Origin of the sequence: Rahnella sp. RFA10(1/100) (genome assembly GCF_004195115.1) — a bacterium.
GTDB lineage: Bacteria > Pseudomonadota > Gammaproteobacteria > Enterobacterales > Enterobacteriaceae > Rahnella > Rahnella perminowiae.
In genome coordinates, this window is sequence record NZ_SEWR01000003.1 from 1 (window position 1) to 13,302 (window position 13,302).

Genomic DNA, 13,302 nt, shown 5'->3' on the forward strand with positions numbered 1-13,302 from the left:
GGCGGGAACGAGTATAGATATAACCTCTCATAATAACGCCAGCTCTATGGATGCAACCGTCCAGCGCGACGGTGCAGGTATCCCATCGGGGGCAACTGTCCCGGCGGGAACGAGTATAGATATAACCTCTCATAATAACGCCAGCTCTATGGATGCAACCGTCCAGCGCGACGGTGCAGGTATCCCATCGGGGGCAACTGTCCCGGCGGGAACGAGTATAGATATAACCTCTCATAATAACGCCAGCTCTATGGATGCAACCGTCCAGCGCGACGGTGCAGGTATCCCATCGGGGGCAACTGTCCCGGCGGGAACGAGTATAGATATAACCTCTCATAATAACGCCAGCTCTATGGATGCAACCGTCCAGCGCGACGGTGCAGGTATCCCATCGGGGGCAACTGTCCCGGCGGGAACGAGCGCAGATATAACCCCTTATAATTGCACCCGTTCAACGGATGTAAGCGTCAGAAACGATGATACAGGAACCGGAGGAGCAGTAACCCCGGCGGGAACAACGGACATAGGCGGCATATCCCGTAATAACGAAACACATTCCCTACAGGCCAATAAGGGTACAACCGCCCCTGATCAACTAAATTGCATAAATCCTGAACACAATGTTCCTTCTGTCGATGTGGAGTCTGGCGAGGCTAATATCGAGCCAGATAATGATACCTATGCTGTAATGTCAGATAAGTTAGATACTTTATATCCTGTATTGTCCGCCCCTACGCAGATAAATAATGTCAGCAATGGGGATTATGCCTTTACTTCCGGTGAAGTGAATTATACCGCCCATGGCGGCAAACAGACTGAAAAGTATGAAATACTGTCAGACTCTGTAGATGATGTGGAAATGTCGCTGACGACATTTAAAACCCGAATGGCTGAAAAAATCAAAAATGAGCAGGGAAATAGTACTGCCCATTTTGGTTCACTCGGTTCACCTAAAACCTGGAATGAAGCAGGGACCAAAGGTGAGATTTACTACGCGGACTGGTCGGATGGTCGTCACTATTTTGAAGCTAAACAAGACGGTGCGCCTGGGCAAAACAAATGGTATTACCCGGAAAATAATAAAGATAATACCTGGTGGAAAATTGTTCACCCGATTGAGTATTACGCGATTACCTCTGATCCGCAGTATGCCCGTACTCCCAACGGTGTTGACCAGGAAGAGCAGGCAAAACCGGCAATCTACAATCAGTACCAAGTGCTCAACAGTCTGAAAAGCACCTATGGTGATGCCTTTAAGGGCACCATCATTAACGGTGATATTACGGATTTTGGTCATGACTGGCAGTGGTCAGAAATGAAAAAGGCCCTGGGAACGCTTAACCATGATTACTGGTATGGACTAGGCAATCATGACTACGAAAACAATGTCAATGATTGTTTCACCAATAACTGTGCCGTACGCAGTATCCGCGAACTGACCAACAATCTTAAATCGCGTAAAAATATTAATGCGATCGATTACAACGTAATTTCAGGTTATTCATTCCCTTCACTATCGACGAACTATATTGGGAGTTTCTCTTATAGCTTTGATATGTCAGGCATTCGCTTTATCCAACTGAACAACTATGCCGAATATACCAAGGAATTTAGCGGCTTCAGTATGAAAGATGCCCGCAAATATACAGTAAAAGTCACCCCTTCTGTCGACTGGCTGGAACAACAACTCGCTGATGCCCGTAAACAAGGCAAAGCTGTTATATTACTTTCGCATATTAAAAATATGGGTGCAGCAAGTTCACGTCTGCAACAGATGACGGCGAAAAATAGCGATTATGATATTACCGCTATTTTCAACGGCCATACTCATGAAATGTCTGTAGGTGACTATTACGCCAACAGTGGTGCGACATTCAAAGAAACATTTTTATTGGTTGAAGTTAATAACCTTAAAAGAGAATTGTCCATTTATGAGGTTTCAGATAACGACCTGAAAACGAAAAAGTTGGAAGCCACTATCCCACTTAAACTTTCCGTGGTAGATAAGACCATTAAGGAAAATGCTTTCAGGGTTACACTGAAAAACGGTGGCGGTTACATTGGTATTTATAAAGTTAAATACGTCCGGGAAGACGGATCAAATGCAACCATTGATCATCGTCTGGCATTGGGCAACACCGTCACTGTCGAAGTGCCACGTGGGGCTAAAAATGTTCAGGTTATTGGGAAATCAAAATCCGGTCGGTCGATTTATAACGTCAGTCTGAACAATTATAAAGATGTCTGCATTAAGAGCTGGGGAACACTACCTAAAAACCTTCGTTGGGGTTATTGCGGATAAAAAGTATCGGCGGGGATGAAAATCCCCGCCTAGTTTATTTAACGTTCCCAGTAACTTTCTTCAAGACTGTCTTCACGTTCCGGCAGGCCACGCGTCAGACGCGGAGAATGCTGGTTCAGCACCTGATAACTCACGCGGTTTGCATATTTGCACACCTGGGCCAGAGAGGAATAGGTCAGATATTCACGGGCATGTTTGCTGGAATTCGGCACTGAAGTCCGGTGGAACCCATTCGCGGCAATATCATGCAGCAATGCTGACAGCGCGCCGTCTCCTGCTCCGTTGGTATTCATGATCTTTTCAGGCCCGCCCATATAGGGTGCAATGTGGGAATAAATCTTCAACGGTTGACGGCAACAGTCATGGCGCATGGCGCGGCTAAATTCATACTGGTTAAATTCAGCTATTGCGCCAGGCAGCAGTGGATGTTGGGTGGTGCGTTTGAATTCTTCTTCCGTATAACTCGCCATAAACAGGCCGTTTGGCCCGGCGGTACACAGCACCAAATCAACCCAGTCCAGCGCTTTATCAGCAGCCATCAGCGGATCCCTCAGACCCGTTAGCGCAAATCCCTCATCTTCGTTCATTGCCAGGATCGAGACGTGATCACGCAGGAAATCGCGCCATGCCTGGGGATCTTCCGCGATAACGTACTGGGTGCCCAGCGTCAGTACCACCGGCACATGATACTTTTTCGCGTATTCAATCGCCTGCATAGTCGCTTCCGGCATGGGTTCACCTGGCTTACTGCGCAGCAGATACGATGTCAGTAACAGTGCTGATGCACCGGCAATCACATCTTCCGGTATGCTTTGTGCACGCAGATCGTTCATTTTACCGGGGCTGATAGCAAAGGTACGTTCGCCAGTGTCACTGATGAGGGTAAAGCAGCGGCCAATTGCACCGTCCACGCCTTGCAGGAAGTTAAGATCCACACGGCTGGAGGTGTTGCACAGATAGCGATAGGCATAATCACCTATTTTGACATTGTTGCACATTACGCCAAGCAAAACGGAGCGGTCATCCGCCAGCACCGAATAGTTATGCAACGTGTTACCGACGGTGCCGCCCGCAAACTGATGCGTGATAAGCGCGTTGCTCATCAGTTCCTGATACAGCGTTTCCGACATCTCATCATCAAGAATATTGGATTCACCCGGTGTCAGCCCGTAGCGGGCAACAAAATTTTCATCAACACGCGCTTCGATATCGACCATCGTCTGGTCAATGCCGGTGATGTACGAAGCACCGGCTTCTGACTCCGGCAGCATGTCCTGCAACATAGAATCACGTAATAAAGGGTCGCGCGCGCTGACCGGAAAATAGTGTTTGGACTTACGTTTACCAGGAAATTTCATTCATTATTCTCGGGGAGTTCAAAAAGCTCAGGCTTCATTCAGAAGTGCTGAGTGACCAGTTGTTGCAGCAAATCAATATGCTCCGGCTGGTCGTTCAAGGCGTCAATATATTCGAAGCGCTCGCCGCCTGCATGAATAAAAATTTCACGATTCTCGCCTTTAATTTCCTCCAGTGTCTCGAGACAGTCTGCCGCGAAGCCCGGACAAAGGATCTGAATATGTTTAACTCCCTGAGCAGGAAGGCCTTTCAGTGTTTCATCGGTGTATGGCGTGAGCCAGGGCTCACGACCAAAGCGGGACTGGAAAGTCAGCATTATTTTGCCCACAGGCAGTTGCAACGCGTCTGTGAGCGCCTGCACGGTATCGCGGCAACGCTGTTCATAATCATCACCTTCCGCCACAAAACGCTTTGGAATACCGTGGAAGGACAACACCAGACGGTCCGGTTCGCCATGCAGAGCGAACGAACGTTCGATGCTGGCTTTCAGTGCGGAAATGTACGCCGGATGCGTGGCGTAATCACGGATAAAACTCATTGAAGGCAGACGACGCTGCGATTTCAGCACGCGCGCAACACCGTCAAAAACTGCAGCACTGGTGGAGCAGGAGTATTGCGGATACAACGGCAACACCACCATTTTGGTCACACCCTGCGCCAGTAGTTTTTCAATAGGCTCTTTCATGCCCGGCTTACCGTAGCTCATGGCCAGTTCGACCGGCGTACCCGGCAGGCGTTCTGCCAGAGCTTTCTGCTGACGACGGCTATATACCATCAGCGGTGAACCTTCTTCCATCCACACGGCTTTGTACAGTTTGGACACACGTGGAGAACGCAGCGGCAGGATCACCAAATTCAGGACAGGCCACCACAGCCAACGGGGTGTATCAACCACACGAATATCACTCAAAAATTCAGCCAGATATTTTTTAACGGCCTGCGGAGTCGGAGCCTCCGGAGTCCCGAGGTTGACCAGAAGAACACCGAATTTGGTCTGCGTCATGCTGAATTTCCTAAATTGAAGGCACTGAAGCCAGTGCAAAAAGTTATGGGCGCCACCGTTTATTTGGAGATGCAGTAAAGAAGCGCAGGCCATTGTAACGAAAACAATGACGATCGGAACAACGGCAGAAGCTATCAATGCGAATTGTTATTAATACCCGTTCTATTTCAAAGGCTGATACATTGGCTACGTTCACTCACCCGAATCACTTACTTTAGTAAGCTCATCGGGGCTCCGCCCGCTTGCCGCCGTTCTGCCACTTGGAATATTGGGGTTATGAGGAAGGTGAGGAGCCTTAAAATACAAACGGGGCGACCGAAGTCACCCCGTGATGGCGTGCAGAGCAGACGATCAGCTGAGGATGGCAGCCAGTTCGTCACGCACAGCAGAGACCTGCTGTGTGCCGTCAATTTTGACGTATCTGGTGTTGCCCGCTTCGGCTTCTTTGCTGTAATAAGACACCAGCGGCTCCGTCAGTTCATGGTATTCCACCAGACGTTTACGCACGGTTTCTTCCTGATCGTCTTTACGGGTGATCAGTTCTTCACCGGTGACATCGTCTTTACCTTCCACTTTCGGCGGATTGTACTGGATGTGGTACACACGGCCAGAGCCAGGGTGTACGCGACGACCTACGATGCGATCGACGATCAGTTCGTCCGGCACATCGAATTCCAGCACATAATCAACTTTGATGCCCGCGTCTTTCATGGCATCAGCCTGCGGAATGGTACGAGGGAAACCGTCTAACAGGAAACCCTTGCGGCAATCTTCCTGCTGAATACGCTCTTTCACCAGTGCGATAACCAATTCATCGGTCACCAGTTTACCCGCATCCATAATCTCTTTTGCTTTCTTGCCGAGTTCACTTCCGGCCTTCACAGCGGCGCGCAACATATCACCGGTAGAAATTTGCGGAATACCAAATTTCTCCATGATGAATTGAGCCTGAGTACCCTTACCTGCGCCCGGAGCGCCCAGCAGAATGATACGCATTGCGTAAATCCCCTTGCATGTAATTTTTATGAATCTCGAAAAACGCTCAACCATACCATTCTGAGCACTTTTGCTCAAGGAACAAGCCCTGCTGAAATGGGGGTTAAGCCGGTGCAGACTGGCGTTTTACCCCCTGTTTCGGGCTGGCTACGGCCAGCAGAAGCGTTGTACCGCCTGCAGTGCAAAACCACACGACAACATGAAATCGGGGTCTTTTACAGACAAAAAAAGGGTGTCGTGTTAACGACACCCTCCCGGTTTACGGTTCAATGTGCAAATTACGCCTGAAGCAACGTATTCATACGACGGATGAACAGGTTTGGATCTTCCAGCGTGCCGCGTTCGGCGAACAGTGCCTGATCCAGCAGCAGTTCAATCCACTCACTGAACTGAGTCTCATCAGCGACGTCCGAAGCACGTTTTACCAGCGCATGTTCCGGGTTCAGCTCAAAGATATATTTGACTTCCGGCGCGTCCTGACCGGCCGCCGCAAACAGTTTTGCCATTTGCGTGGTCATTTCGTCAGCGCCCGTGGTGACGATAGCCGGTGTATCAGTCAGACGGTGCGTCAGACGCACTTCTTTCACACGGTCACCCAGCAGGGTTTTCACACGCTCAACAAACGGCTCCAGCGCTTTTTCGGCTTCTTTCTGCTGTTCGTTTTCTTCGTCAGCCAGTTTATCCAGTGACTCGTCGGCCTTGCTGACGGACTGGAAGACTTTACCCTCAAACTCAGTGAGGTAGCTCATCATCCACTCGTCGATGCGGTCAGACAACAACAGGACTTCAATGCCTTTTTTGCGGAACAATTCCAGGTGCGGACTGCTCTTCGCCGCCGCATAACTGTCGGCAGTGATGTAATAAATTTTGTCCTGACCTTCTACCATCGCCGTCACATAGTCTTCCAGCGACAACGTCTGCTCACTGCTGTCGTTGCGGGTGCTGGCGAAACGTAGCAGTTTGGCGATCGTTTCTTTGTTCGCACCGTCTTCTGCCGGACCTTCTTTCAATACCAGACCAAACTGTTTCCAGAATTGCAGGTATTTTTCATTGTCATCTTTGGCCAGTTTTTCCAGCATTTGCAGAACACGTTTGGTCAGCGCACTGCGCAGATTCTGAGTAATGCGGCTGTCCTGCAGAATTTCACGGGATACGTTCAGCGGCAGATCGTTGGAATCTATCAGACCACGCACGAAACGCAGGTAGTTCGGCATGAACTGCTCGGCTTCGTCCATGATAAACACGCGCTGAACATACAGTTTCAGGCCGTGTTTATGATCACGGTTCCACATATCCCACGGTGCCTGTGAAGGGATATACAGCAGGCTGGTGTATTCCTGCTTACCTTCAACGCGGTTGTGGCTCCAGCTCAACGGATCGCTGAAATCATGAGAAATATGTTTGTAGAATTCTTTATATTCTTCGTCCGTGACTTCCGCTTTACCGCGCGTCCACAGGGCCTGCGCCTTGTTGATTTGTTCCCAGGTTACGGTGCCGTCTTCTTCGTTACGGGTTTCGACTTCCACCGGCAACGCAATATGGTCGGAATATTTGCTGATAATGGAGCGTACGCGCCAGTCATCAAGGAATTCGTCCTGATCTTCGCGCAGGTGCAAAGTGATTTCAGTGCCGCGATCGGCTTTCTCGATATCCGCCAGGGTGTATTCACCTTCACCGGCAGATTCCCAGAATACGCCTTCTTCAGCGCTGGCACCGGCTGCACGGGTGCGCACGGTGACTTTGTCTGCCACGATAAAGGCAGAGTAGAATCCCACACCAAACTGACCAATCAGTTGGCTGTCTTTCGCCTGTTCAGAACCGACAGATTGCAGGAAGGCTTTGGTACCGGATTTAGCGATAGTCCCGAGGTTATCAATCACTTCATCACGGCTCATACCGATACCGTTATCACTCAATGTCAGGGTGCGTTTTTCTTTATCAAATGCCAGACGGACATGCAGCTCGCCATCACCTTCATAAAGTTCAGGCGCAGATAATGCGCGGAAACGCAGTTTATCAGCGGCATCGGAGGCGTTAGAAATCAGCTCCCGCAGGAAAATTTCTTTGTTTGAATACAGGGAATGGATCATCAGATGAAGCAGTTGTTTTACTTCAGACTGGAATCCGCGTGTCTCTTGTCCTTTCATACTCATCAAATTACCTCAATCCAGATACTGTTATTGACCAAATCAGACGTTGAGGAATAAGTGGGGTTACGCGTCAGGCTTTTCAAGCGCAGGGAAAAATTTTTAAGAAGAAATGCAGAGGGATAACGGAACAAAACGGGGCGCAGAGAACCGCGCCCGCATGACAGTCGACAGTCAGAACCGGAAGGGATGACGTCCGGCGAGGGAATGGGACAGCGTGGTACCGTCCACCATATCCAGTTCACCACCAACCGGCACACCATGCGCGATGCGGCTGGCCAGCACACCGTACTGGCCGCACATTTCAGCGATATAGTTGGCGGTCGCCTCACCTTCAACCGTCGGGTTAGTCGCGAGGATCACTTCCTGAATATTTTCACTTTCAAGTCGTTCTTCCAGGCGACCTAAACCGATGTCGTCAGGCCCGATGCCATCAAGGGGTGACAGGTGGCCCATCAGCACAAAATAGCGACCAGAGAACTGACCGGTTTGTTCTATCGCATGAATATCAGCCGGACTTTCCACCACACAAATCTGACCATTTTCTTTGCGCCGTGGGTTGGCACAAATAGTACAGATTTCCTGCTCGGTGAAGGTACGGCAATCGGCACAATGGCCGATCTCAGACATGGCACGCGTTAAAGACTGTGCCAGCCGCATTCCGCCGCTGCGATCACGTTGCAACAACTGGAATGCCATTCGTTGCGCGGACTTCGGGCCAACGCCCGGCAGGCAACGCAACGCCTCCATTAAAGATTCAAGGAGAGGGCTGGTTTGCATCAGAACGGCATCTTAAAGCCTGGTGGCAATTGCATACCGCCAGACACGGCTGCCATTTTTTCTTTCTGAGTTTCATCGATACGGCGTGCTGCATCGTTGAACGCCGCAGCGATCAGGTCTTCCAGCATATCTTTATCGTCTTCCAGCAGGCTTGGATCAATTTCAACACGACGCACGTTATGCGCACCGTTGATGGTGATTTTCACCAGACCCGCACCTGATTCACCGGTCACTTCCAGCTGAGCGATTTCCGCCTGAGCCTGTTGCATTTTTTCCTGCATTTGCTGGGCCTGTTTCATCAGGTTACCAATGCCGCCTTTTCCAAACATAGTCTTCTCTCTCAGCAATGGCCGCGTCACAATCGCGGCGTTTAAATTGGGCGAATACTTTCTTCATCCAGCTCCGCGTCGAAGAAACGGCGCAAAGTCTGAATGTTGTTATCCGCAATAATAGACTGACGCGCCTGCGCCAGTTTTTCTTCATAAATGGCCTGTCGCCATTCCAGCGGCGTCTTCACCGCCAGATTATCATCTTCCAGCACGGTCAGTTCAACCGGCATCTGATGCAGTGCCGATAAGGCCTCCGTCAGTACCTTTTGTGCAGACGGCGAATTCAGGTGCTTTTGCGACGAACGCAGATGCAGGCAGATTTTGCCCGGTTCCGGTTGCTCGCGGTAGGCATTCAGCGCCAGTTGTTGCACCAGTTTCGGAATGGACATCCGGCTGATTTCAGCCGCCCATTCATCACGTTCAGTTGCTTCTTCTGCCAGACGGGAAGCCAGTTCCGGCGATTTTTCATGTTCGAGCGCGGTGCGCAACGCTTTCGGCGTCGCCACCGGTTCCGGTGCGACTTCCGGTTCCGTCATCGCTTTCCAGCGATAGGCTTCTTCTTTTATTGGCGCGGCGGGCTCTTTCTTCACGGCCAATGTCTGCGCACGTTCAGTCACCGAAGCGAGGCGCTCCAGTGCTGAGGTTGCCGGCCGCGCTTTTCCTGGCGCTGCCGGCTCAGCTTTTTTTGGGGTGGTACTCCCCTGCCTGAGCAATTGTGTTCGCGCCTGTAGAAGTTGCGCAGTGGTATCCGGCATCGCCGCCGGTTCTGCATTCCCCGGCGGCGGCGGCGCATTATAGTTTGGTTGCGGCGGTGCGTTACGCGGCGCTGCCGGTTGCGATGGCGCTGGTGTCGCCACATTTACCGGGGCTGCGACGGGTTGCGGAGCCGGTTCAGCAATAATCACTTTCGGATGGAAGGCCAGAGCGCGCAGCAGCGTCATTTCGACGCCCATGCGTTTGTCGGGCGCATACGCCAGCTCTTTGCGGCCAATCAGTAAAGTCTGATAATAAAGCTGCACATCAGCTGGCGGAATGACACGCGCGAGCTCACGCAGGCGTTGCTCAATAGCTGCGTAATGATTATCCAGCACGGACGGCAGGAGCTGAACCATTGCAATACGGTGCAGCAGCGCCAGCGTCTCCACCAAAAGATTTTCCCAGTCGACCCCACGGGATGCGGCCTGTTCGACCTGCGCCATCATCTGACTACCGTCGGCGCTGACCAGCGCTTCGAGCATGGCCAGCGGCTGCTCGTCGTCCAGCGTACCAAGCATTTGTGCCACGGTTTCAGTGGTGACGGCACCCTGCCCCATCGCGATTGCCTGATCGGTGAGACTTAACGCATCACGCATACTGCCGTCGGCAGCGCGGGAAAGCAGTTGTAAGGCACGCGGCTCAGTGGTGATGGTTTCCTGCGTTAATACATGTTCGAGCTGTTTGCGGATCTGTTCAGCATCCAGCGCTTTCAGATGGAACTGCAAACAACGCGATAAAATGGTGACCGGCAGCTTTTGCGGATCCGTGGTCGCCAGCAGGAATTTGACGTGTGCAGGCGGCTCTTCCAGCGTTTTCAACAGCGCGTTGAAGCTATGACGCGAAAGCATGTGCACTTCGTCAATCAGGTAAACTTTGAAGCGGCCACGCGCCGGTGCGTATTGCACGTTATCCAGCAAATCGCGGGTGTCTTCGACTTTAGTACGCGATGCGGCATCGATCTCAATCAGATCGACAAAACGGCCTTGCTCGATTTCACGGCAGTTATCGCACACGCCACAAGGCGTGGAGGTGATCCCGGTTTCGCAGTTAAGCCCTTTCGCCAGCAGGCGGGCGATGGTGGTTTTGCCCACGCCACGGGTACCGGAAAACAGGTAGGCGTGATGGATGCGCCCGAGCGACAGGCCATTGGCCAGTGCGGTCAGCACATGTTCCTGTCCGACGACGTCGGCAAAAGTTTGGGGGCGCCACTTACGGGCAAGAACCTGATAGCTCATTAACACTTCATCGTTGATTTATAATGATTAATTTGACGATACACGAAAAAACATCGTTTAACCCGTCTTTCTGCGCGGGTCTGCGAAACGGAGACTGAAGACTCAGCATAATGACGCCTAAGCCAGACTGCCACTGCATAGTGTACCAGCAGGGTCGCCATCATTCCTATTACTTTACTTTTGCATACCGCGTCGCAGTTTCTCCCCCTTCCTTCTCCTCCTGACAATTCGTCTCACAGGATGAGGGCAAATTTTGCGCACTTACTAAACTGGATTCACCTCTGTTCTGATAATGCTTCCTGCCTTTTGTAAGGAGAGCCATGAAACCCCTGACACTGCCTTTATTATTGCTCGTTTGCCCCGCCGCACAGGCCAGCTGGACGCTGCAAGGCTTTCCCGGTTTCGCCGAACCGGTCAGCGGTATATTCACCAGCCACACCACGTTACCAAAAGGGCAACGTACGCTTGAATTACATCAGGATAATCAGTGCTGGCAACCGTCTACCGCGATAAAGCTTAACGAGGTGCTGTCGCTGCAACCCTGCAAAAGCCACCCGCCGGTTTACTGGAAACAGTTCCGCTCCGGAGATTATCAGGTTCGAATTGATACCCGCAGCGGTACGCCTACGCTTCAGCTCAGTCTGAATACGGCGGAGGAATCTGTCGCTGCCGTGGCGAAAACCTGTCCGCGTCAGGATGGGAAACCGCTGATTGTCGATGTCTCCGGCACTTTTGCTGAGGGTGAAACTGTTCGCGATTTTTATTCCGGCCAGAGCGCCACAGTAACAAAAGGCCACATCACCATGATGCCCGACCCGGCCAGCGGGGGTTTGCTGTTACTGGAATCAGCAGAGCGTAAAACGCCAGCCACATTCAACTGGAAAAATGCCACGGTGTATTTTGTACTGACCGATCGTTTCGAAAACGGCAATCCGGAAAACGATCACAGCTATGGTCGCCACAGTGACGGCCTGCAGGAAATCGGTACTTTCCACGGTGGCGATCTGGCCGGACTCACAACCAAACTCGATTATCTGCAACGGCTGGGCGTTAACGCGCTGTGGATCAGTTCGCCGCTCGAACAGATCCACGGTTGGGTTGGCGGCGGCACCAAAGGCGATTTTCCGCATTATGCCTATCATGGCTATTACACCCTCGACTGGACAAAACTCGATGCCAATATGGGTACCGGGGAAGATTTGCAAAAGCTGGTCAGTGAAGCCCACCGGCGTGGGATCCGCATTTTATTTGACGTTGTCGTCAATCACACCGGTTACGCCACGCTGGCGGATATGCAAACCTTCCATTTTGGCTCGTTGTATCTGAAAGGTGATGATATCGCAAAAATGCTCGGCAAAAACTGGACGGACTGGAAGCCCGGCCCTGGTCAGAACTGGCACAGCTTTAATGATTATATCAATTTCGGCGACAAGGACGGCTGGCGTACCTGGTGGGGTGAAAAATGGATCCGTACCGACATTGGCGATTATGACTCGCCCGGTTATGACGATCTGACCATGTCATTAGCCTTCCTGCCGGATATTAAAACGGAATCCAGTCAGGTCAGCGGCCTGCCCGTTTTCTATCGCAACAAACCCGATACGGCCGCACGTGAAATTCCCGGTGCAACACCGCGTGATTATCTGGTCACCTGGCTCAGTCAGTGGGTACGGGACTACGGCATAGACGGGTTCCGTGTGGATACCGCCAAACACGTCGAAAAATCAACACTGGCCTTACTTAAAGAGCGTTCAGCCGAAGCCCTGAAACAATGGAAAGCCGCCAATCCTGCAAAGGTGCTTGATGACGCGCCATTCTGGATGACCGGCGAGGCGTGGGGTCATGGCGTGATGAAAAGCGATTATTACGCCAGTGGATTTGATGCCATGATTAATTTTGATTTTCAGGATCAGGCAGCAGCGGCGCTGAGTTGTTTTGCCAATATCGACACAACTTATCAGCAGATGGCGGAGAAAATGCAGGATTTTAACGTTCTCAGTTATTTGTCATCACATGATACCCGGCTGTTTTTCACTGCCGATGCCAGGGAGTCTCTGGCATTACAGCAGCGTGCCGCAGATTTATTATTACTGGCACCGGGCGCGGTACAGATTTATTACGGCGATGAAAGTGGCCGTCAGTTTGGCCCGACGGGTTCAGATCCTTTACAAGGAACGCGGTCCGACATGAACTGGCATGAACTGACTGGCCCGAAACAGGCTTTACTCAGGCACTGGCAAAAACTGGGAACGTTCAGGGAACAACACCCCGCGGTTGGCGCAGGCGTGCAGAAATCACAGCAAACCGCGCAATATTATGCCTTCAGCCGTCAGCAAGGTGAGGATAAAGTCATGGTGGTCTGGACCGGAGAAAGCGGGAAATAACGGCGCAGAAAGCA

9 protein-coding genes and 1 other annotated feature are annotated in these 13,302 nt (G+C 51.4%); of the genes, 2 read left to right on the top strand and 7 right to left on the bottom strand.

The window, feature by feature from the left end; all coding sequences use genetic code 11:
* The coding region (locus tag ETV65_RS10400; protein ID WP_205951582.1) for a metallophosphoesterase at window positions 1–2,302 on the top strand (2,302 nt) is incomplete at its 5' end.
* A gap of 38 nt (window positions 2,303–2,340) precedes the next feature.
* Here ETV65_RS10400 and ETV65_RS10405 read toward each other — a convergent pair.
* From ETV65_RS10405 to dnaX, 7 genes are all read right to left on the bottom strand, one after another.
* Complete coding sequence (locus tag ETV65_RS10405) at window positions 2,341–3,660, bottom strand: inosine/guanosine kinase (protein WP_129952803.1); 1,320 nt, start codon at window positions 3,658–3,660, stop codon at window positions 2,341–2,343.
* Between the two features lie 38 nt (window positions 3,661–3,698).
* Window positions 3,699–4,661: a ferrochelatase gene (gene hemH / locus ETV65_RS10410; protein WP_129952804.1), complete on the bottom strand. Its 963-nt coding sequence runs from the start codon at window positions 4,659–4,661 to the stop codon at window positions 3,699–3,701.
* Between the two features lie 351 nt (window positions 4,662–5,012).
* Window positions 5,013–5,657, bottom strand: a complete 645-nt coding sequence (gene adk, locus ETV65_RS10415) for an adenylate kinase (RefSeq protein WP_129952805.1) — start codon at window positions 5,655–5,657, stop codon at window positions 5,013–5,015.
* 278 nt (window positions 5,658–5,935) lie between these two features.
* Window positions 5,936–7,804, bottom strand: coding sequence for a molecular chaperone HtpG (gene htpG, locus ETV65_RS10420; RefSeq protein ID WP_165383732.1), 1,869 nt, complete (start codon window positions 7,802–7,804; stop codon window positions 5,936–5,938).
* Window positions 7,805–7,978: 174 nt separating this feature from the next.
* Complete coding sequence (recR, locus tag ETV65_RS10425) at window positions 7,979–8,584, bottom strand: recombination mediator RecR (protein ID WP_015698289.1); 606 nt, start codon at window positions 8,582–8,584, stop codon at window positions 7,979–7,981.
* Window positions 8,584–8,913, bottom strand: a complete 330-nt coding sequence (locus tag ETV65_RS10430; protein ID WP_013576599.1) for a YbaB/EbfC family nucleoid-associated protein — start codon at window positions 8,911–8,913, stop codon at window positions 8,584–8,586. The genes recR and ETV65_RS10430 overlap by 1 nt, the downstream gene beginning before the upstream one ends.
* A gap of 41 nt (window positions 8,914–8,954) precedes the next feature.
* The gene (gene dnaX / locus ETV65_RS10435) at window positions 8,955–10,904 is read right to left on the bottom strand and encodes a DNA polymerase III subunit gamma/tau (RefSeq protein ID WP_129952807.1); all 1,950 of its coding nucleotides are present in this window, start codon (window positions 10,902–10,904) and stop codon (window positions 8,955–8,957) included.
* Window positions 9,555–9,619: a sequence feature (DnaX frameshifting element), on the bottom strand. Its footprint overlaps the gene before it by 65 nt.
* Window positions 10,905–11,224: 320 nt before the next feature.
* Between dnaX and ETV65_RS10440 the strand changes: the two genes are divergently transcribed.
* Window positions 11,225–13,288 carry an alpha-amylase gene (locus tag ETV65_RS10440; protein ID WP_129952808.1) on the top strand — a complete coding sequence of 688 codons (2,064 nt, stop codon included), beginning with the start codon at window positions 11,225–11,227 and terminating at the stop codon, window positions 13,286–13,288.
* Window positions 13,289–13,302: the final 14 nt, after the last annotated feature.

Bases quoted from the DNA above. Each gene is read 5' to 3' on its own strand.
- dnaX (WP_129952807.1), bottom strand. From the start codon at position 10,904: ATGAGCTATCAGGTTCTTGCCCGTAAGTGGCGCCCCCAAACTTTTGCC.
- htpG (WP_165383732.1), bottom strand. From the start codon at position 7,804: ATGAAAGGACAAGAGACACGCGGATTCCAGTCTGAAGTAAAACAACTG.
- adk (WP_129952805.1), bottom strand. From the start codon at position 5,657: ATGCGTATCATTCTGCTGGGCGCTCCGGGCGCAGGTAAGGGTACTCAG.
- ETV65_RS10440 (WP_129952808.1), top strand. From the start codon at position 11,225: ATGAAACCCCTGACACTGCCTTTATTATTGCTCGTTTGCCCCGCCGCA.
- ETV65_RS10405 (WP_129952803.1), bottom strand. From the start codon at position 3,660: ATGAAATTTCCTGGTAAACGTAAGTCCAAACACTATTTTCCGGTCAGC.
- ETV65_RS10430 (WP_013576599.1), bottom strand. From the start codon at position 8,913: ATGTTTGGAAAAGGCGGCATTGGTAACCTGATGAAACAGGCCCAGCAA.
- hemH (WP_129952804.1), bottom strand. From the start codon at position 4,661: ATGACGCAGACCAAATTCGGTGTTCTTCTGGTCAACCTCGGGACTCCG.
- recR (WP_015698289.1), bottom strand. From the start codon at position 8,584: ATGCAAACCAGCCCTCTCCTTGAATCTTTAATGGAGGCGTTGCGTTGC.